This window comes from Deminuibacter soli, from assembly GCF_003412455.1.
In the GTDB taxonomy this organism is placed as follows: domain Bacteria; phylum Bacteroidota; class Bacteroidia; order Chitinophagales; family Chitinophagaceae; genus Deminuibacter; species Deminuibacter soli.
In genome coordinates this window covers 87,121-108,776 of sequence record NZ_QTJU01000004.1, presented here as the reverse complement: position 1 = coordinate 108,776, position 21,656 = coordinate 87,121, and the positions used below count along the sequence as shown (strand labels likewise).

16 protein-coding genes are annotated in these 21,656 nt (G+C 49.3%); 9 read left to right on the top strand and 7 right to left on the bottom strand.

Annotated features, from left to right (window positions below; translation table 11 throughout):
- Positions 1 to 41: 41 nt before the first annotated feature.
- Complete coding sequence (locus DXN05_RS12855; protein WP_116847681.1) at positions 42 to 527, bottom strand: hypothetical protein; 486 nt, start codon at positions 525 to 527, stop codon at positions 42 to 44.
- Positions 528 to 662: 135 nt separating this feature from the next.
- Here DXN05_RS12855 and DXN05_RS12850 point away from each other — a divergent pair, with 135 nt between their 5' ends.
- Positions 663 to 2,708 carry a T9SS type B sorting domain-containing protein gene (locus tag DXN05_RS12850; RefSeq protein WP_116847680.1) on the top strand — a complete coding sequence of 682 codons (2,046 nt, stop codon included), beginning with the start codon at positions 663 to 665 and terminating at the stop codon, positions 2,706 to 2,708.
- Between the two features lie 725 nt (positions 2,709 to 3,433).
- On the opposite strand, the gene DXN05_RS12845 is transcribed toward DXN05_RS12850, so the two are convergent.
- Positions 3,434 to 4,594 (bottom strand): BamA/TamA family outer membrane protein, encoded by a 1,161-nt coding sequence (locus tag DXN05_RS12845; RefSeq protein WP_158559234.1) that lies wholly within the window; start codon positions 4,592 to 4,594, stop codon positions 3,434 to 3,436.
- Positions 4,595 to 4,650: 56 nt separating this feature from the next.
- On the bottom strand, positions 4,651 to 4,962 hold the full coding sequence (locus tag DXN05_RS12840; protein WP_116847678.1) for a hypothetical protein: 312 nt from the start codon (positions 4,960 to 4,962) through the stop codon (positions 4,651 to 4,653).
- Between the two features lie 93 nt (positions 4,963 to 5,055).
- Here DXN05_RS12840 and DXN05_RS12835 point away from each other — a divergent pair, with 93 nt between their 5' ends.
- Both DXN05_RS12835 and DXN05_RS12830 read left to right on the top strand, forming a co-directional pair.
- Positions 5,056 to 5,799: an electron transfer flavoprotein subunit beta/FixA family protein gene (locus DXN05_RS12835; RefSeq protein WP_116847677.1), complete on the top strand. Its 744-nt coding sequence runs from the start codon at positions 5,056 to 5,058 to the stop codon at positions 5,797 to 5,799.
- Between the two features lie 120 nt (positions 5,800 to 5,919).
- Complete coding sequence (locus tag DXN05_RS12830; RefSeq protein WP_116847676.1) at positions 5,920 to 6,873, top strand: electron transfer flavoprotein subunit alpha/FixB family protein; 954 nt, start codon at positions 5,920 to 5,922, stop codon at positions 6,871 to 6,873.
- Positions 6,874 to 6,967: 94 nt separating this feature from the next.
- Here the strand turns inward: DXN05_RS12830 and DXN05_RS12825 are convergent, their stop codons facing one another.
- The 4 genes from DXN05_RS12825 to DXN05_RS12810 form a co-directional block, all read right to left on the bottom strand.
- Entirely contained in the window at positions 6,968 to 7,561 is a 594-nt protein-coding gene (locus DXN05_RS12825; RefSeq protein WP_116847675.1) for a porin family protein, read from the bottom strand.
- Positions 7,562 to 7,716: 155 nt separating this feature from the next.
- Positions 7,717 to 9,303, bottom strand: coding sequence for a S53 family peptidase (locus DXN05_RS12820; RefSeq protein ID WP_116847674.1), 1,587 nt, complete (start codon positions 9,301 to 9,303; stop codon positions 7,717 to 7,719).
- Between the two features lie 38 nt (positions 9,304 to 9,341).
- Complete coding sequence (locus DXN05_RS12815; protein WP_116847673.1) at positions 9,342 to 10,130, bottom strand: SDR family oxidoreductase; 789 nt, start codon at positions 10,128 to 10,130, stop codon at positions 9,342 to 9,344.
- A 75-nt stretch (positions 10,131 to 10,205) separates the two neighbouring features.
- Positions 10,206 to 10,532, bottom strand: coding sequence for a cupin domain-containing protein (locus tag DXN05_RS12810; protein WP_116847672.1), 327 nt, complete (start codon positions 10,530 to 10,532; stop codon positions 10,206 to 10,208).
- A 216-nt stretch (positions 10,533 to 10,748) separates the two neighbouring features.
- Here DXN05_RS12810 and DXN05_RS12805 point away from each other — a divergent pair, with 216 nt between their 5' ends.
- The 6 genes from DXN05_RS12805 to DXN05_RS12780 all read left to right on the top strand — a co-directional run bounded on the left by DXN05_RS12805 (position 10,749) and on the right by DXN05_RS12780 (position 21,606).
- Positions 10,749 to 11,654: an ROK family protein gene (locus DXN05_RS12805; RefSeq protein ID WP_116847671.1), complete on the top strand. Its 906-nt coding sequence runs from the start codon at positions 10,749 to 10,751 to the stop codon at positions 11,652 to 11,654.
- 291 nt (positions 11,655 to 11,945) lie between these two features.
- Positions 11,946 to 12,548, top strand: coding sequence for a bifunctional nuclease family protein (locus DXN05_RS12800; RefSeq protein WP_116847961.1), 603 nt, complete (start codon positions 11,946 to 11,948; stop codon positions 12,546 to 12,548).
- A gap of 57 nt (positions 12,549 to 12,605) precedes the next feature.
- Positions 12,606 to 13,418, top strand: a complete 813-nt coding sequence (ispE, locus tag DXN05_RS12795; RefSeq protein WP_116847670.1) for a 4-(cytidine 5'-diphospho)-2-C-methyl-D-erythritol kinase — start codon at positions 12,606 to 12,608, stop codon at positions 13,416 to 13,418.
- A 401-nt stretch (positions 13,419 to 13,819) separates the two neighbouring features.
- Complete coding sequence (gltB, locus tag DXN05_RS12790) at positions 13,820 to 18,364, top strand: glutamate synthase large subunit (RefSeq protein ID WP_116847669.1); 4,545 nt, start codon at positions 13,820 to 13,822, stop codon at positions 18,362 to 18,364.
- Positions 18,365 to 18,400: 36 nt separating this feature from the next.
- Positions 18,401 to 19,936, top strand: coding sequence for a glutamate synthase subunit beta (locus DXN05_RS12785; protein ID WP_245975201.1), 1,536 nt, complete (start codon positions 18,401 to 18,403; stop codon positions 19,934 to 19,936).
- A gap of 272 nt (positions 19,937 to 20,208) precedes the next feature.
- Positions 20,209 to 21,606 carry an ammonium transporter gene (locus DXN05_RS12780; RefSeq protein WP_116847668.1) on the top strand — a complete coding sequence of 466 codons (1,398 nt, stop codon included), beginning with the start codon at positions 20,209 to 20,211 and terminating at the stop codon, positions 21,604 to 21,606.
- The last annotated feature ends 50 nt before the right edge of the window (positions 21,607 to 21,656 follow it).

Here is a 21,656-nt window from a genome sequence, read left to right as displayed (position 1 = left end):
AAGATAAGGGTTCAGTCCCCAACATGCACATCCCGCTAAATCTATTCTACGCGCAGTTTCAGGATAAATTTACCTGCCCATTTACCGTCACCCGCCATCAGGTTTTGCCCTACAATTACGCTGTAACGGCCTTTCTGCTGCAATGGATATTTGAGCGAACGCCCAAAGGGGCCATCTGCCGAACCATCGGGCATCAGCAGCTGGTTAATGCGCACATTGGCGTTTTTGGCAACCACGGGTGTTACTTCAGCATACAGGTTTTTACCGGCGGGCACGTTTATGGTAAAAGTCCGGCTCCTGTCTTTTTCCGTCAGTTCACCGGTCAGCGCTACGGAATCGGCGCCGGGTTGCAGTGTAACCAGGCCAGGTTGACGGGCCGTATCAGCCGGCAGTGTATCACGCAGGGGCGTTGCAGGCGCATCGCTTTTTGCGGCCGCAGGTGTGGTGTCGGCAATGGTTTTTGAAGGCGCAGGTGTGTTGTTGCACGCGCAGCACAACAACACCGAAAACAGCAAAAATGGCTTCATAGTGACTGATTTTTGAATCGTATAAAAAAATTATACCAGAATTGACGAAACAAATAGCAACATTCCCTGAATTATCCATTTCGTTTGGCAACGTTCAATTACTTTTAAGCATCATCAGTATGTATTGCTAATACCATGAATGGAAAACTGCTTATTCTTTGTATCTGTATCCTGGCAGGCACCGGGCTGTTTCAACCTGCCGCTGCACAATTTAACACCAGTTACCCGCCCTGTGTAGTTGGATCCAGCGCAGTAAAGGGACAAACGCCCGAAACTGCTTTTCCCATTTGCGGTACCACTACTTTCACACAGCAAACAGTACCGCAGTGCGGGCAGGATTATGTGCCTGTGCCCGGTTGCGGCAGCTACCAGGATTCCGGCCCTTTCTGGTATAAATTTCACTGTTATGTTGCCGGCACACTCGGTTTCCTGATTAACCCCAACAATAACGATGATTACGACTGGCAATTGTTTGATGTAACCAATCACAACCCCAGGGATGTTTTTTCCAATGCCGCCCTTACTGTAACCGCCAACTGGGCAGGCACCTACGGCCCCACCGGTACCAGCGCAACGGGCGTAGGTTATGTGCAGTGCGGTTCATTCCCTGCTGATAACAAACCCACCTTTACAGCCATGCCCAACCTGGTTGTGGGCCACGATTACCTGCTGATGGTAAGTCATTTTGATTCCACGCAACAGGGTTACTCACTCTCCTTCGGTGGCGGTACTGCGGTAATCACCGACACGCTGAAACCCAAAATGGCCAGCATAGAACCGGATTGCGACCGCATGCACCTGGGCCTGCGCACCAACATGCGGATGAAATGCAGCAGCATGGCCAGCGACGGCAGCGATTTCATGATTCCCAACACCAATATTACCGTGGTTGCAGCTATGTCACCTACTTGCAATGGGTTTGATATGGATTCGCTGGTACTCACCCTCAGCGCACCACTGCCACCCGGCAATTACCAGCTGGTAGCTAAAACAGGCTCAGATGCCAATACCCTGCTCACCGATTGTGATGCATTGCTGGATGAAGGCAGCAGTATTGATTTTACCATCGAAGTGCCGCACCCTACCTATCTCGATAGTATTACGCCTGTGGCTTGCAGCCCCACAATACTTAACCTGGTATTCAAACGCAATATCCAGTGCAGCAGCATTGCTGCCAATGGCAGCGATTTCAGCGTAACAGGCCCTACCCCTGTAAGCATAACCGGCGCTTACGGAGATTGCGACAGCAACAACAATACCCGTGTTATTCATGTGCAGCTTGCCGGCCCCATTGAAACGCACGGCGATTACACCATTACCCTGCTCCCTGGCGGCGATGGCAACACCATTGTAGACGCCTGCGGAGAGGTAACCCCGCCCGCAACATTGCATTTTACTGCGTACGACACGGTTTCCGCTGCCTTTACCTGGCGCTCGGACCTGGGCTGTAAAAAAGACATTGTTTACTATTTTCACGATGGCGCCAACAACATAAACACCTGGCAATGGAGTTTTGACGGCGGCGCTGCCAGCCAGCAGCAAAACCCGGTACGCACGTACACCACTTTCGGAGACAAGGTAACACAGCTCATCGTTTCAAATGGCGTGTGCAGCGATACCAGCGCCCAGGTCATCAGCCTGCCCAATACCCTGAAAGCGAAATTCGGCGCACCGGACAATGTTTGCCCGCAGGATGTTATCAACTTTCTCGACAGCAGCATCGGGCAAATCAGTTCCTATACCTGGAACTTCGGCAACGGCAGCACCAGCACCCTGGAGGCGCCCCCTGCCCAGCAATTTGTTCCGGTAAACCGCAGCCAGTATTTTACCGTATCGCTGGTGGTTGGTAACAGCCTCGGTTGTTTTGATACCGCCACACGCCGCATTATGGCCTACAACAGCTGCATTGTAGCCGTGCCCTCAGCTTTTACACCCAACGGCGACGGACTGAATGATTACCTCTACCCGCTGGACGGATTTAAGGCCTCACAACTGGAATTCCAGGTGTTTAACCGCTGGGGACAACGGGTGTTTATTACCAACGACTGGATGATACGCTGGGATGGCACCGTAAAAGGATTACCCCAGCCGCCCGGCACCTACGTATGGACCTTATCGTATACCCAAAAAGATAACGGAGAGCACTTTTTTCAGAAGGGAACAACGGTATTAATACGCTAAAAAAAAGCGGAAAAAAAATGTTAAAAAAACATAATAAGCAGGGCGCTGCATACGTTGTACTAAAATATTCCTAAAATAGACTGGCATTGATTTTCTGCCGATAACCGAAGTTGCTGTATACGAATCTATTACCCTGAAAACGGCCATAGGAGCGGTTTTCGTTTGCAATTTTTTAGCACAATGGTAGGTATATTTGCAAGTACTACACCCTCCTTAATAAAGCCCTGCATTCCCGGAACAGTTCTGCTTTGCTATAAACTGATTATATCAGGTATTGCCCAACTGCAAGCCTGTAAACGATACTTTTTGCGAACCATAAGGGCATTTGAATCCCCAATTGGCTGAACCCCTGTTTTCACAGGGGTTTCGTTTTTTATTCACTACTCACGATTCAATGTTGGTTTGGTTAAGCATTGAGTTATTTTTTACCGCAAAGAACACAAAGAGAGAAAAACGCAAAGAACACAAAGAAGCGCACGATCCCCGCTTCTCACTCACGATTGGTAACAGCTGCAAGCTACAAGCTTGTGTAGCGTAAATCGCCTCAGCGACAGCTGAAATTTGATACTCGCTAAGATAGTCTCGATGTGTCGATTCTCGATTCTCGACGGCTTTCTTCACTCACGACTGACGATTCAATGTCGTTTAGTTAACGGCTTCTTTGTGAACTTTGTGGGTTTTCCCTTTGTGTTCTTTGCGGTAAAAATATAATCGGCACCCGCGCACTAAAACGCTTCTCCTATTTTGAAGTAGAACCCGGAAGTGTGATCTGTTGAGCGTGCATAATCTATGCGCACCGCCACTTGCTTGGCCTTGTTAATCAGCAGGCGTACCCCGCCGCCTGCGGCGGCGCGGAGATCACTGAAATTAAAATCCCCCACTGTGTGTTGTACTTCCCCTGCCGATGCAAATACGGCCAGCGTTACCAACCGGTGCACAGGCTTGCGGTATTCTGTTTGCACAGCTGCATACTGGTTATCCCTGAAACGCCCGCCGAAATAACCGCGCATAATCATGCTGTTGCCAAGGCGTGGCTGCTCGCGCCAGGGAACTGTACCGCCGGTAAACGAACCCCAGCCCTGGAAAGCCAGCACACTGTTATCGTGCAGTTGTACGTATTTCCTGAAATCGGCATGGTACTCACTGTACGCATAACCCGCGCCCAGCACACGCGCATAAAAAGTAGCTGCCAGTTCGCCATACCAGCCTGTATGCGGACTTAATGGATGATCCCGTTTATCCCACACCAGCGTAGGGCCTGCGCCAACAATACCGCTGCCAAATTCGCCCGGTTGCTGGTACAGCAGGTTGGAATCTTTTATTTCACCGCGCACATTGTAGGTGCGGCTGAGGTTGAAATTGATGCCTGCAAAAAAATGATTGCGCACCTGCCTGGCCACACTGGCCTGCCAGTACCAGCGCGAATAACGCACCAGCTCATACGCATCGGCAGCTACGGTATGGTTGCCAAAGCCCCATAAACGTTCGTTGTTATCAGAATAGCCAATGCGGTTGCGGATAAAATATTTTTCCCCTGCCGTAAACAGCTGTGTGTACGATTCAATGGTGGTTTGCTTCCTGGTAGAATACAAGCCTTCGATATAGGCATATGAATCACGTGCTTTCTTCGTAGAATCCTTACCTGTAGAGGTGTTCAGGAAATACTGCAGCACCAGCCCAAAACGCAAACCGGTTTCAGGGCTGCTGCTTATGCCCGGGATGGGCAGCCAGCTCAGCTTTTTGTTTACCAGTGAATCGGGCTGCCACCAGTGCCTTTTAATGCTGATGGTATCGTGCAGTGTACTGTCTGCCTGCGCATGGGCAGCTGCTACAAAAAACAGGCTCAATAAAACGGTAATAACGGGCTTTATACTTTGTCCTTTCACTTCAATCCTTTGTAATGAATGCTGATTTACTATTGGGCTAAACGTATGTGGCGGTGCTAATACACCAGGTCTTCGTAAGCAGATTGCAATTCGTTGTAGGCATGCTTTTCACCGGCCTGTTTAGCTGCTGCCATGCCCTTTTCGTAACAGGCAATGGCCAAATCGGTAAGATGGCTGCGCTCGTATAATTTGCCGAGGTGATAATACGAACCCGTATAATCAGGCGAATCTGCCAGCAATTCCTCGAACAGCACGCGGGCTGCCACATCATTACCTGCTTTGATATACTCCAGCGCCAGGGCATGGCGAACGAAGTTATCTTTTGGTGTTTGGGCTAAAAAAGTCTGCAGCTGCGCTATTCTATCCATAGAAAAATTATATTTGTATCAAATGGTTGCATAAACAACTTATTTATCCTTCCTATCTTTACCCGAAAGGAATTTTTTCAAAATTAGTGTTATATGAAGATATTAGTCTGTGTTAGTAAAACACCCGACACCACTTCGAAGATTGCCTTCACCAACGGCAACACCAAATTTGACGATGCTGGTGTGCAATGGATCATTAATCCGTACGACGAATGGTATGCCCTTGTGCGCGCCATTGAACTGAAAGAAAAAGACGCTTCCATTACCGTACACCTGGTTACCGTAGGCGGTGCAGATGCCGAGCCCATTATCCGCAAGGCACTGGCCCTGGGCGGTGATGAAGCTTTCCGCGTAAACACCGATAACCACGACAGCTTTTACATTGCTTCCCAAATTGCTGCCATCGCCAAAGAAGGGGCGTATGACCTTATTTTTACCGGAAAGGAAACCATTGACTACAACGGCTCGTCTATCGGTGGCCTGGTAGCCGGTTTGCTCGATCTCCCCTATATTTCCCTTGCCACCAAATTTGAACTCAACGGCGCTACCGCTACTGTTAACCGCGAAATTGAAGGTGGCGAAGAAGTGAACAGCGTAAGCCTGCCTGCTGTAATCAGCTGCCAGAAAGGTGTAGCCGAACAACGCATTCCCAACATGCGCGGCATTATGGCTGCCCGCACCAAACCATTGAAAGTGGTTGAACCCGCAGCAGCCGACAGCCTTACCAGCGTAGCCAGCTTTGAACTGCCACCTGCCAAAGCCGGTGTTAAACTGGTACCTGCCGATAACGTTGCAGAACTGGTAAGGTTGCTGCACGAAGAAGCGAAAGTGATTTAATGGTTAGATGGTTGAATGGCTTTATGGTTATAACCATCAAACAATAAAACAATCCAGCCATCCAAACCGATTTTCAAACTCTTCCGGAGGAAGTATCCCGGAGCAAATTTTCAAATTATCATGTCTGTTCTAATATTCATCGACCACGCAGATGGTCATATCAAAAAAGCGGCGTTTGAAGCATTGACATATGGTGCTGACCTGGCCAGGCAACTGGGTGTACAAGCCGGTGGTTTGTTGCTGGGTACCGTAAGCGATGATCTTGCAGCGCTGGGTAAATATGGCATTACTACTGTTCACCAGGTAAACAACGAAGCACTGAACCAGCTGGATGCACAGGTGCAGGCTAAACTGGTTGCCCAGGCTGTGGGTGATGCAACGGTGCTTGTGTTTGCACACAATCAAACCGGCAAAGCAGTGGCACCACGCGTATCTGCCCTGCTGAAAGCAGGCCTGGTAACAGGCGCTGTGGCGTTGCCCGATACGTCGAATGGTTTTGTGGTGAAGAAATCGGTATTCAGCGGTAAGGCTTTTGCCAATATCGCCATCAGTTCTGCCGTAAAAATCATTACCCTTAACCCCAACAGCTATAGCATTAAAACTGCAGAAGGCACTGCGGCTGTTAACCAGTTGTCGTTAACACCCGATGTGCCTAAAGTAACAGTGACTGCAGTAAACAAAGTAAGCGGCGAAGTGCCATTGACAGAAGCGGAAATAGTAGTAAGCGGTGGCCGCGGCTTAAAAGGCCCCGAAAACTGGAAGCTGGTAGAAGACCTGGCGCATACGCTGCATGCAGCAACAGCCTGCAGCCGCCCTGTGGCAGATTCACACTGGCGCCCGCACCATGAGCACGTGGGTCAAACAGGTATCCAGATTGCACCCAACCTGTATATTGCTATCGGCATTTCAGGCGCCATACAGCACCTGGCCGGTGTTAACAGGAGCAAGGTGATTGTGGTGATTAACAAAGACCCTGAAGCGCCTTTCTTTAAAGCTGCAGACTACGGTATTGTAGGTGATGCTTTTGAAGTGGTGCCGCAACTCACCGAAGCCATTAAGGCGATCAAAAAGTAATGGTTGAATGGAACAATGGTTTCATTGTTATATACAATAAAAAAAGCCGTCCTGCTTAATAAATGCGGACGGCTTTTTTATTCACGGAATATGTTTAGAACAGTCTGAAACCTACACCCACACCCAGCTGGCGCGATTTCCAGGTATACCTGCTGTCAATATTTTCGATATTGGTTAAACCGGCGTAATAACGTGCATAGAATGTTACTTTATCCAGTGTAAGCTCTACCTGGGCTGCAGCACCGATATCTGTTTTCCTGAATGAATCGCCGTAGTCTTTACGGTAATTATCATCATCAAAAGCAATGTAATTGAACTGCGGACCAGCACTTACTGCCAGCCATTTTTTAATGCTGTAGCGTGCCAGCACAGGCAGGCTGATATAACTTAAACGGGCAATCGGTTCGTACAGCGTGTTGCCGTTGTTGTTGTAATAGGTAAGAAAATGATCACTCGCCGTAGGGTTGCGAAGGGAATAAAACAGCTCGGGCTGGATAGACCATTTGTCACCGAAACCGATATTGGCATAACCGCCGATATCATAACCGGATTTAAAGGTGGCGCTCATACCATTGCCATGGTTTTCAGAAAGGTTCAGGCCACCTTTTAAACCCACATGAAAGGTTTGCGCCTGCGCCACATGCACCAGCAGGCAAATGATAAAGGGAAGCAACAGCTTTTTCTTCATTTTGATTGAATGTTTCAGGTTGTTAAAATACTGACGCCGGCATGGAGACCATACCGGCGCGCAATACTACTTTATTCTTTCCGTTATTAATACGTTATTATAGACAAATTCGCTGGTTCTGTCTGCCAGATTTGTTTCTTAACCGTTGAAATAAGCTACGCCGTTCCCTGTTTCAGCAGGTCGCGCAGCTTCATACCATCGGGAACGCCAATGCCTGTACAGGCGTCCCAGCCCTTGCCTGAAGTATACCCCTTGTTGCCGCTTACCGTAATGTTGTTGCCTGATGTAATGTCGCGGCAAACACCGGTTGCCGCATACAGCTGCGGGTGAATAAAACCCACCTGTTTTTTAAGGCTTTCATTAATCAGTGCAATTAAGCCGGCCATCAGCGGTGCAACAGCGCTGGTGCCGCCTATTACCATTCGCTGGCCATCTACCAGTACATTGTACCCGGTGGCAGGGTCGGCTACGGCAGCCACATCAGGCACGCCACGGCCTGCTTTTTTATCGTTCACAGACACCGGTATGGCAGCCGACTGCTGGTAATCGGGTAAGGGAAATACGGCACTGATGCCACCGCCTGTTGCGCTGTCGTTACTTTCGTGCCAAACCACTTCACTGGTTATCTGGCCATTGCTCACATCGAGCTTGGTACCACCGCAGCCCAGCACATACGGACTTGATGCAGGAAAATCTACATGCGCCTTTCCATCGTTTACATTGTCGTTTGAACCAGAATCGCCTGCTGCCGCACACACGGAAACACCCAGTGCAGCTGCTTCCTGGAAGGCCTGGTTATAAGTGGTAAGTGACTGGCTGGTCCACTGTTCTTCTGCAGCGCCCCAGCTGATGGAAACAACCGAAGGTTTATAAGTGGCATCATGTACTGCCTGCTTAATGGCATCGAGAAAACCTTTATCGGTATTGGGTGCAAAGTATACGGCAATGGTTGCGCCGGGGGCAACAGCGCCTGCCACTTCTATATCCAGCAATACTTCACCATCTGCACTATCGGGCGTGGAAGGGGCATTGGTGGCGCCATCTACCGATATAGCCACTACTTTGGGTGCAGTAAGCTGCAGCCCTGCAAAATAACTGGTGATATCGGCAGGCTTGTAACCACCGCCCAGTTCAATAATGGCAATGCACTGGTCTTTACCCGTAACATCTGAGGGATAGTTGTACAGTTTGGCCAGTTCATTGGGATTAAAAGATGCCTGCACCTGTGCGGCTGCAACTACTTTAGGTTCCTGTTCTTTTTTATACACCTGGAATTTGGGTGTAGCAAGCGGGCGGTTGTCAAGCCCAAACACACCTTCTACAATACTGCTTAATTCCTCGGGTATTTGTATAACCCCTTCGCGGCCGCGAAACTCCTGCCCCGTTTGATTTTTATACTTCGAAAGCGATACTTTGAATGCCTCCTGCATGTGTTGTATGGTGCCGCGCAGCTCTACAAGTCGCAAAGCTGCATCTGACCGAACAACAGTTAAGCCATACGTATGCGCAAATTCTGCAACGGTTTGCAGATCTTCATTACTGGCAGCAAAGCGGTTGTTAAACTCCGTTCGCGCCAGTGGCTGGATAGCCGGTTCATTGCCGGCTGGCAATGGCTTTGGTGGTTTTAAATAAAGGGATACTTCAATAACATCGTGGTGTTCGCAGGCAGCTAACCGTGTAGCATCAGGCGCCTGCTTGTCGCTGCCCGGGAGCAGTACATGGCCGGAGAATCGTGATTTCATAAGTGCTGTATTGTAATAAACTTTGGATATTGAATGTACTACAAACCATTTAACCTGCCACCGTCAACCGGTAAATTAACACCATTGATATAAGCCGCTGCGGGTGAACATAAAAACGCCACCGCTGCGGCAAATTCTTCCGGTTTACCTATCCTGCGTGCGGGTATGCGTGCTGTTTCCTGCGCTGTAATTGCTGCTGTTGTTGTGCCTGCGCTTTCGGCCCGTTTTCCAAACAAAGTCTTAATGCGGTCTGTTGCGGTAAAGCCTGGCAACACATTGTTTACGGTAATGCCGTACTGTGCAATTTCATTCGCCAGTGTTTTAGCCCAGTTGCTTACTGCCGCGCGCACCGAATTGGAAATACCCAGTTGGTCAATGGGTTCTTTTACCGAAGTAGAGGTAATGTTTACAATACGCCCGTACCCGGCAGTCTTCATATCTTCCAGCAAACACTGCACCAGCAGGTGTGCTGTTACCAGGTGTGCGCGGAAAGCGGTTTCCAGTGCCGTTACATCGGTATCAATTAACAAACCGGCAGGCGGGCCGCCGGTATTGTTTACCAGCAATTGTATCTGCACACCCTGTTGCTGTAATGCCTTTATTTGTTGCAGCAGCATGGCAGGCTCATTGGAATCTGCCACCAGGTAACGGTGCCGCTGGCCCTTGCTCAAAGGCAGGGAGGCTACTACATTTTTCAATTTGTCTTCGTTGCGTGCCCACACAATTACGCTGGCACCAAGGCCGGCCAGTTCTGTTGCAACTGCTGCACCCAGGCCTTGTGATGCGCCGCCTACGAGCGCTGTTTTTCCGGTTAAATCGAGGTTCATGCTTTATAAAATTAAATGGAACAATCGACGACATGTGTATGTCTCAATTGTTCCATTGTTAATTGGGTATTTTTCTTATAAACTGCGGTAATCTTCACGTACCGGATAAAAAACATCCAGCAGCTTGCAATCGGTAATGGCCTTGCCGCCGTGTTTTACATGCGGCGGAATCACCACTATCTTGCCGGGTTCCAGCACCACGGTTTCACCATCGATGGTTAATTCAAAACTTCCTTCCAGTACTTTGGCCACCTGCTCCTGCGGATGTGTGTGCTCAGGCGAAACGCTGCCTGCTTCTACATCCCAATAGGCAAACGTCATATTTGCCGTGTGTATAAACCTTCCCTTGTAACCAGGCACCGTTTCTTTAACCGGTACCTCATTCACCCAAATTTCCTTCATAGTTATTGGTTTAGTACTGTAATGTAACAAAAATCACGAAACATTTCAGCGCCTGCAGCAGGTACGCTGCATGCCGTTTTGTTAAAAATCAGCAGCTGTAACAATCTGTCCGATGTTTTTTCAGATTCCCTAACTTACGCCCGAAAATTCAGCTGTAACAATAAAACAGTCAACCATTTAACCATTCAATCGTTTCCACATTTTCAAATCAGATACATGAACACACCACTCTGGGGAATTGACTTGGGCGGAACCAAGATTGAAGGAGCGATCCTTCCTTCGCTGAACGATGCTGAAGCCATTTTGCGCATGCGCGTAAATACAGAAGGCAGCAAGGGGTATCAGCACATTCTGTCGCAGATACAAACACTGGTGAACCGGCTGAAACAGGAATCGGGCCTGCAACCCCAACGCATTGGTTTTGGTACACCGGGTGTGCTTGACCCGGTTACCCATACCATGAAAAACAGCAACAGCACGGCACTGAACGGCATGCCGCTGAAAAAAGATCTCGAAGCCATGCTGCAGATCCCGGTTGAAATTGCCAATGATGCCAACTGCTTTGCCCTTGCCGAAACACACCTTGGCGTGGTAAATGAAAAATACCCCGCAGCACGGATGGTATTTGGTGTTATTATGGGTACGGGTGTCGGCGGCGGCCTTGTTATTGACGGTAAAATATGGAACGGCCTGCACGGCATTGCCGGTGAGTGGGGACATAATTTCCTGGATGAAAGCGGCGGGCCCTGTTATTGCGGCAAAACCGGCTGCGTAGAAACCGTACTCAGCGGACCGGCCCTGCAGCGGTATTATAAAAGTATTACCGGGAACGATGTATCACTGAAAACCATTGTACAACAGCAAGGCACCGACGAAGCGGCTGCAGCTACCATTAAGCGCCTGCATCATTTTTTCGGCAAAGCCTTATCTGTTATTACCAATATGCTCGACCCTGATGTAATTGTAATTGGCGGCGGTGTGGGCAATATTGACAGTATTTACACCGAGGGCTACGAATCGTTACGCCAGCATATATTCAACAACCGTTTGGATGTAGCAATAGTAAAACCGAGCCTGGGCGACAGTGCCGGCGTTTTTGGTGCTGCTGCACTGGTTGGTTAACCGGCACCGCAAAATAACAGTTCCCTGCCTCCGCCCCTGCTTTGCGGAGGCAGGGACGTTTTAAGGCCTGGCGCGCGATACAGGCGTTTTTTCGACGAAAGCTTATCAAATTAAACATTTTTTCAATACTGCAATAACCCCGCATAGCTTATTTGTTTGAATTGTTGCAGAATGAACAATAAGGTATTGTGCTTTTTAAAGAACAGGGTAGTATTCCGGCATTGCCCCTTTTTTAAACAGCTGAAATCTTTACATTTGCCTGATAACTTAAATTTTGTCCTAACACAGGTCATGAAGAAGATTGAACTGGAAATAGTAGCGCTTTCACACAGTATTACGCAAACACATTCCTACGCCGTGGTGCTGGGCGAAATAAATGGTTTGCGCCGCTTGCCTATTGTAATCGGAGGTTTTGAGGCCCAGGCCATTGCCGTTGCCCTTGAACGCATGCAGCCCAGCAGACCGCTGACGCACGATCTGATGAAAAATTTCATGAATGCTTTTAACGTAGAGCTCATGGAAATTATCATCAACGACCTCCAGGAAGGCATTTTTTACAGCAAGCTGGTTTGTGTAAGCGAACACGATACCGTGGAAATAGACAGCAGAACAAGCGATGCACTGGCACTGGCCGTTCGTTTCGGCTGCCCCATTTATACCTATGAGCACATTCTTGAAAGCGCCGGTATTTTAATGGAAGATTCAGGCAAAAAGAAAAAGACCGATATACCTGTCCAGGAAACAGAAACAGCCGCCGGCCCTGCGGGCGTGCGGGAAGACCTGAGCAATATGTCGCTTGAAGAGCTGCAGACATTGCTGAACGATGTGCTGGAGCAGGAAGATTATATCCGCGCCATCACCATTCGTGACGAAATGAACAAACGCCGCAAATAGTACCTGTTTCACTGCAATCACAACTCCGGCCGCCAAACATACCTGAAAGCTTAACCTGTGGTAGTATTTCCCAATTGCAAAATTAATCTTGGCCTGCACATCACCCGCAAAAGGGAAGATGGCTTTCATGATCTTGAAACCGTTTTTTACCCCCTACCCCTGCGCGATGCGCTGGAAGTGATCAACAGCCCGCTGCGTGGTGCACAGTTTTCTTCCACTGGTTTACCCATTGCCGGCGATCCGGCAGGCAACCTTTGCGTAAAAGCCTACCATTTATTAAAACAGGATTACCCGCAACTGCCGGGTGTGCAGATTCACCTGCAAAAAAGCATTCCCATGGGTGCAGGCCTGGGCGGCGGCAGTGCAGACGGCGCTTTTACCCTGCAGCTGCTTAACCGCAAATACCAGCTGGGCATCAGCGAAGAACAGCTGATGCATTATGCACTGCAGCTGGGCAGCGACTGCCCGTTCTTTATTATAAACAAACCAGCGTATGCAGCAGGCCGCGGCGAAAAACTGCAGCCGGTTAACCTGGATTTGTCGGCTTACACCTTTGTGGTTATCAACCCGGGCATTCATGTTTCTACCGGCCAGGCGTTTTCTCTCATTACCCCGCAACCCGCACCGGTTACCCTCTCCACTATTATACAGCAACCTGTACAAAGCTGGCGCGGCGTGCTTACCAACGATTTTGAAGCCCCTGTTATGCAGTTACATCCTGAGCTGCTAACATTGAAAAAACAGCTGTACAATGCAGGCGCCATTTATGCTGCCATGAGCGGCAGCGGCAGTACTTTTTTTGGCATATTCGAAAAAAAGTCGGAAATTAAAATTTCAACTCCATCCCATTATTTAACGCTCACGATCTAGCCATCTGTTGCGGGCAGTACCCGCCAGCTATTTAACTAAGTTACCTGGATATATTGTTACGCCTTTCCTGGTAACCAGGGCGAATGGGTATACGATGCAATTGTTCCGCGTATTTGCCGGAAATTAATCCTATGGTGTTCACCTTGCAGGCCGTTTTGCGGTGCAGTGTATAACAATACGCCGCATATCGCTACGGGTGCTTATCGTAAAAAAGTGTGGAATTACAGGCTGGGAATTAACTAACAAGCGTTTGCAAATTATCTATGAATTAGACGATAATCTTGAATTTCATTCAAACATACGTCTGTTTGAATAATTTTTTTCACTTTTTACGTTAAGTTTTTGTATTTTTAATCGGTTGCCTTCCATATTATTTTTCCATTTTAATATTCGATTGTACTATGCCTGTATTCAACAGACATGAGGGCCTTTACGACCCCTCCTTTGAACACGACGCCTGTGGTATTGGTTTTGTTGCGAACATCAAAGGCAACAAGTCGCACCAGATTATTGCTGATGCATTAACCGTCCTTGAAAACATGGAGCACAGGGGCGCCAGCGGTAGTGAAAACAACACTGGTGACGGTGCCGGCATTATGATCCAGATGCCGCACGAATTCTTCTTTGATGAGTGTATTAAACTCGGCGTTCACCTGCCAGCCTATGGCAAATATGGAGTGGGCGTTCTTTTCTTCCCCAGGGAAATACGATTACGTGAAGAGTGCCGTGACATCTTCAACCGTGCCGCCGAAAAACTGGGACTGGAAATCCTGACTTACCGTAAGGTGCCCGTAAACACCGCAGGTATTGGAGCCACAGCCCTGAGCGTGGAACCGGAAATGGAACAGGTGTTTATTGCCTGCCCGGATCATATCAATAATCCCGACGATTTTGAGCGAAAGCTTTTTATACTGCGCAACTACGCCAGTCATACCGTAAACAACACCGTTCGCCAGGACGCGATTGGTTTTTACGTGGCTTCACTTTCTTATAAAACAGTAGTGTACAAAGGCCAGCTTACCAGCGGCCAGGTACGCGCCTATTTTCATGACCTTAACAACAAACGCGTTGTAGCCGCCTTTGGCCTGGTGCATTCCCGCTTTGCCACCAACACCTTCCCTTCGTGGAAGCTGGCACAGCCATTCCGCTACATTGCACACAACGGTGAAATCAACACCCTGCAGGGCAACCTGAACTGGTTAAAAACAAGCGAGAAAGGATTTACTTCTCCCTATTTTACCCAGGAAGAAATGGATATGCTGCTGCCCATTGTGTCTGCCGCACAGAGTGACAGCGCCTGCCTGGACAACATGATTGAGCTGCTTACCCTCACCGGCCGCCCGCTGCCGCATGTAATGATGATGCTGATTCCCGAAGCATGGGATGGCAATGAGCACATGGACCCGGTTAAGAAAGCATTTTACGAATACCATGCTGCCATGATGGAACCCTGGGATGGCCCGGCTTCCATTTCATTTACCGACGGCCGCATTATCGGCGCTACGCTCGACCGCAACGGCCTGCGTCCTTCACGCTATTGCGTTACCAAAGACGACCGTGTAATTATGGCATCTGAAACCGGCGCACTGCCTGTTGACCCGGCCCTTGTGCTGGAAAACGGCCGCCTGCAGCCGGGCAGGATGTTCGTGGTAGACATGGAGCAGGGACGCATTATCAGCGATGAAGAACTGAAACAGTCCATCTGCTCGGCCAAGCCTTACAACGAATGGCTGAACAAATACAAAATACGTTTGGAAGAGCTGCCCGAGCCACGTGTGATGTTCACACACCTGGAACCCGACCAGATTTTCAAATACCAGAAAGCCTTTGGTTATTCAACCGAAGACCTGGATACATTGATCGCCCCCATGGCGCTGGATGGCAAGGAGCCCATCGGTTCAATGGGTACTGATGCCCCGCTGGCTGTACTGAGCGATCAGCCGCAGCACCTGAGCAGCTACTTTAAACAGCTGTTTGCGCAGGTAACCAACCCGCCGATCGATCCTATCCGCGAACGCATGGTAATGTCGCTGGCCACTTTCGTGGGCAATAACGGCAACCTGCTGGTGGAAGATCCGCTTACCTGCCACTCCGTAGCGCTGAAACACCCCGTACTCAGCAACCACGAACTGGAAAAATTGCGCAGTATTGATACCGGCATTTTCCAGGCAAAAACATTGCAAACCTATTTCCGTGCAGACGGCAAACCCGGTTCACTGAAAGCAGGTATTGAACGCCTTTGCCGCTACGCAGTAGACGCAGTGGAAGACGGGTTTGAAGTAGTAATACTATCCGACCGCGCAATCGACAGCGATCACGCGCCCATCCCTACACTGCTGGCAGTATCTGCCGTGCATCACCACTTAATCCGCAAAGGACTGCGCGGGCAGGTTGGTATTGTAGTAGAAGCCGGCGATGTATGGGAAGTGCATCATTTCGCCTGTTTGCTGGCATTCGGTGCAACAGCCATCAATCCATACCTGGCCATCTCTTCTATCCGTGACATGAAGCTCAACGGCAAGCTGGATACAGACCAAGACATTGATACCCTGAAGAAAAACTACATCAAAGCCATCTGCGACGGCTTGCTGAAAGTGTTCTCCAAAATGGGCATCTCTACCCTGCAATCTTACCAGGGTGCACAGATTTTTGAAATCATCGGTTTAAACAAAGATGTAGTAGCCAAATATTTTACCGGTGCCACTTCCCGTATTGAAGGACTTGGACTGGATGAAATAGCCCGCGAAACACTGGCCAAACATTTCCTGGCATTCAGCCGCAAAGACATACCTACCGACCGTTTACCTGTTGGCGGTATTTACCAGTGGAAACGCAAAGGCGAGTTTCACCTGTTTAACCCGGCTACCATACACCTGCTGCAGCATGCAACTAAAATGAACGATTACACCACGTTCAAAAAATACTCGAAACTGGTGAACGACCAGAGCGAGAAAGCAGCCACCCTGCGCAGCCTGTTCCAGTTTAAACCCAACCGCGCAGCCATTTCCATTGATGAAGTGGAGCCTGCGGAGAACATTTACAAACGCTTCGCCACCGGCGCCATGAGCTTTGGTTCTATTTCATGGGAAGCACACACCACGCTGGCCATTGCCATGAACCGCCTGGGCGGCAAAAGCAATACCGGTGAAGGCGGCGAAGATGAAATACGCTACCAGACACTGCCCAATGGCGACAGCATGCGCTCGGCCATTAAGCAGGTAGCTTCTGCACGTTTTGGCGTAACCAGCCTGTACCTCACTGAAGCTGATGAGCTGCAGATTAAAATGGCACAGGGTGCAAAACCAGGCGAAGGCGGGCAGCTGCCCGGTCATAAAGTAGATGACTGGATTGGCAAAACACGTCACAGCACACCAGGCGTTGGTTTGATATCACCACCACCGCACCATGATATTTATTCCATTGAAGACCTTGCTCAGCTGATCTTTGATTTAAAGAACGCGAACCGCCAGGCACGCATCAACGTGAAACTGGTATCCAAAGCAGGCGTGGGCACTATTGCAGCCGGTGTGGCAAAAGCCAAGGCCGATGTAATATTGATCTCCGGCCATGACGGCGGCACCGGTGCATCACCGGTAAGCTCTATCAAACATGCTGGTTTGCCATGGGAATTAGGTCTTGCAGAAACCAACCAAACCCTGGTTAAAAACAAACTGCGCAGCCGCGTAACCGTACAGGCCGATGGCCAGATGAAAACAGGCCGCGATATTGCCATTGCCACCCTGCTGGGTGCAGAAGAATGGGGTGTTGCCACTGCCGCACTGGTAGTGGAAGGTTGTATCATGATGCGCAAATGCCATCTCAATACCTGCCCCGTAGGTGTTGCCACGCAGGATGGAGAACTGCGCAAACGCTTTACCGGCGATCCTGACCATGTAATCAACTTCTTCCGTTTTATGGTACAGGAACTGCGTGAAATTATGGCCGAGCTTGGTTTCCGCACCATCAATGAAATGGTGGGCCAGGTTGAATGCCTCGAAGTTCGCCCGGATATTAAACACTGGAAGGCCAGCAAAATTGACCTGTCGCCCATCCTGTATAAAGAACCTGCTTCTGCATACACCGGCCTGTACAAACAGGAAGACCAGGATCATGGACTGAAAGAAGTATTGGACTGGCAGTTACTGAAAGCAGCGCAGCCTGCGCTGGAGAACCAGACACCGGTTACTGCTTCATTCCCTATCCGCAACATTAACCGCACTGCAGGTACCATACTCAGCAACGAGATTACCAAAATTTATAAAGCAGCCGGTTTGCCCGATAATACCATTCACTTTAAATTCAAAGGCACCGCAGGCCAGAGCTTCGGCGCCTTTAACACCAACGGCGTAACGCTTGAACTGGAAGGTGATGCCAATGACTATTTCGGCAAAGGCTTAAGTGGTGCACGCTTAATTGTGTACCCGCACAAACAGGCCACCTACCTGCCTGAAGACAACATCATTATCGGCAACGTAGCCTTCTACGGTGCCACCAGTGGTGAAGCCTTTATCCGTGGCAAGGCAGGCGAGCGTTTCTGTGTGCGCAACTCAGGCGCCAGTGTGGTAACCGAAGGTGTAGGCGATCACGGTTGTGAATACATGACCGGTGGCACAGTAGTTATTCTCGGCACCACGGGCCGCAACTTCGCGGCAGGCATGAGTGGCGGCGTAGCGTATGTGTATGATGTAAAAGGCAATTTCGCCAGCCTCTGCAACACAGAGATGGTAGACCTTGACCCGCTTACACAGGCAGATGCCAAAGCATTGCACACACTGATCAGCAGGCACGTGAACTACACAGGCAGTGCGGTTGCACAGTTTGTATTGTCTGACTTTGAAAGCCAGCTCCAGCACTTTGTGAAAGTATTCCCGAGGGATTACAAAAAAGTACTGGCCGCCAAAGCCGCAGCCGAAGAAGAAGCTGCAAAAGTTAAAGTGAAAAAATAGTCATCAACAACATTAACAAACAAAGCAGGCATACGCATGCGCAACAGGATACACCTGCTGCGCATGCCTTCAACCACCTGCTGCCAATCGATAAAAATGGGTAAACCAACCGGCTTTATAGAATTTACCCGGGAGCTTCCCGGCAAACGTTCACCGCAGGAGCGCGTGAATGATTACCGTGAGTTTGTTGAGCAATACAGCAAAGACAAACTGAACCAGCAGGCTGCACGCTGCATGAACTGCGGCGTTCCCTTCTGCCACAGCGGCTGCCCGCTGGGTAATGTTATACCTGAGTTTAATGATGCGGTGTATGATAAGAACTGGAAAAACGCTTATGAAATACTGACATCTACCAATAACTTCCCTGAATTTACAGGCCGCATTTGTCCGGCCCCCTGCGAAAGCGCATGCGTACTGGGCATTAACCAGCCACCTGTAGCCATCGAAGAAATAGAGAAACACATTATTGAAATTGCGTTTGAACAGGGCCTGGTAAAAGCCCGCAAGCCCAATATGCGTACCGGCAAAAAGATAGCCGTGGTAGGCAGCGGTCCCGCAGGCCTGGCTGCAGCTGCACAGCTCAACTATGCCGGCCATACCGTTACCGTATTTGAGCGCGACAGCAAACCCGGTGGCCTGCTCCGTTTCGGTATCCCTGATTTTAAACTGGGGAAAACCGTTATCGACAGAAGGATAAAACTGATGGAAGAAGAAGGCGTAACCTTCCAGTGTAATGCCAATGTGGGTGTTAATGTAAGCATCAATGACCTGCTGCGCGAATACCACACCATTGTGCTGGCAGGCGGTTCAACCATTCCGCGCGATTTGCCCGCACCCGGCCGCGATATACAGGGTATACATTACGCAATGGATTTTCTGAAACAACAGAACAAACGCGTAGGCAGCGAAACCTTTGAAGCGGCAGATATACTGGCTACCGGTAAAAACGTAGTAGTGATAGGCGGTGGTGATACAGGCAGCGACTGCGTAGGTACTTCAAACAGGCATGGCGCCAAAAGCGTAACCCAGTTTGAGCTGTTGCCCAAACCCAGCAGCAGCCGCACCGCTTACATGCCATGGCCTACCTACCCCATGATATTAAAAACCTCTTCTTCGCATGAAGAAGGTGTTGAACGTCACTGGGCAATTTCTACCAAAGAATTTGTAGCCGACGAGCAGGGCAAACTGAAAGCACTGAAGATCGTGGACCTGGAATGGAAAATGAACGACGATGGCCGCGCCGCCAGCTTTGCTGAAGTACCCGGCAGCGAACGCACCATTCCCTGCGAGCTGGTATTGCTGGCCATGGGCTTTGTGCACCCGCAGCACGAGGGCATGGTAAAACAGCTGGGCGTTGACCTGGACGACCGTGGTAATGTAAAGGCAACAGAGAAAGCCTACCAGACCAATATCCAGAAAGTGTTTACCTGTGGTGATATGCGTCGCGGACAGTCACTGGTAGTATGGGCTATCAGCGAAGGAAGGGAGTGTGCCAGGCAGGTAGACGAGTTTTTGATGGGGAATTCACTCCTCGAAACAAAGGATGAATCTTTATTACAGGCATTTTTGTAGAATAATTCAGCAATTTTCGGATTATATGAAACCACCCTCCGGGGTGGTTTTTTTATGCCTGTTTGTAAGTGTATTCAATAAAAATCATGTTTTTCTGCATTTTTTCTAACAAAAACCCGTTGCCCCTATTGTTTCCGCAATTTTTTTCCGCATTATACTATACATTACTCGTAATAATATATATGTAAACACAATGTTTTCTGTTAATTAATTTTTAACTTCAGGATGAATTATATTATATATAATTATTCTTAATTTAATCCCAATCTAACATGCAAACGCCGACCTCTAAGCGCTTCGCGCCCTTCGTGATCCTGGCCGCCATTGCGGTTGCAGCGATTTTTGTACCCTCTCTTCCTTCTTTTGCAGATGTAAGCAAATACAATGCTGCAGACACAGCCTGGATTATTGTAGCCACGGCGCTGGTATTTTTAATGACACCCGGCCTCGCCTTTTTTTACGGCGGCATGGTTCACCGCAAAAACGTAATCTCTACCATGATGAAAAGCCTGGTTGCTGCAGGCGTGGTGAGCGTATTATGGGTGGTAGTTGGCTACAGCCTGTGTTTTGGAGAATCGGTTCACGGCCTTATCGGCAACCCCATGACACACCTGTTTTTTAAAGGCGTAGCCTCCGGCGCTCCCTGGAGCCTTGGTCCTACCATTCCGCTGGGATTGTTTGCACTGTTTCAACTGATGTTCGCGATTATTACGCCCGGCCTGGTAGTAGGCGCCGTGGCAGAACGTATCCGCTTTACCAGTTACGTGCTATTCATCTGCCTGTTCAGCCTGCTAGTGTACGCACCTATTGCACACTGGACCTGGCATCCTGATGGCTTCCTGTTTAAAATGGGCGTATTAGACTTTGCAGGAGGTACTGTAGTACATATTTCTGCCGGTTGTGCTGCCCTTGCAGGTGCGCTGGTATTGAAACGCCGCAAAGCCCATATTGAGCACCAGGAAATTCCGCCGGCCAATGTGCCTTATGTATTAATCGGCACCGGTTTGCTGTGGTTTGGCTGGTTTGGCTTCAACGCAGGCTCGGCACTTGGCGCCAACGCCCTGTCTGTTTCAGCATTCGCCACCACCAATACAGCTGCAGGTGCAGCCGGTTTATCATGGATGTTCTTTGATGTAATGCGCGGCAAAAAGCCATCTGCACTCGGTTTTTGTATCGGTGCGGTAGTTGGCCTGGTAGCCATTACCCCTGCAGCCGGTTTTGTAGCAGTACCGCAGAGCATCTTCATCGGCGTTGTAGCAGCCATCATCTCAAATGCAGCTGTGTACTACAAACAGAAATCTACACTCGACGATACACTGGATGTATTTCCCTGCCATGGCATAGGTGGTATGGTGGGTATGCTGCTTACCGGCATATTCGCTACCAAAACCGTGAACAGCGGCGGCAACGACGGCCTGTTTTATGGCAATGCGGCCTTCTTTCTTACCCAGGTAAAAGCCCTGCTGATTGTGGTGGGATACAGCTTTATAGTATCATTCGGCATATTCAAGTTCATCAACTTCATTCAGCCTTTGCGTGTAAGCAGTGTTGAAGAAGAACTGGGCCTCGATGCTTCACAGCACAACGAAGCTTATGCCGGTACACACACTCTGGTTACACCAGGCGAAAATGGTCATGCTGAAAAATTAGAAAAGGCATTGCTGGCATAATACTACGCTTCTGGAACAAGCGTAGCGCCGTGCAACACCTTTTCATGAAA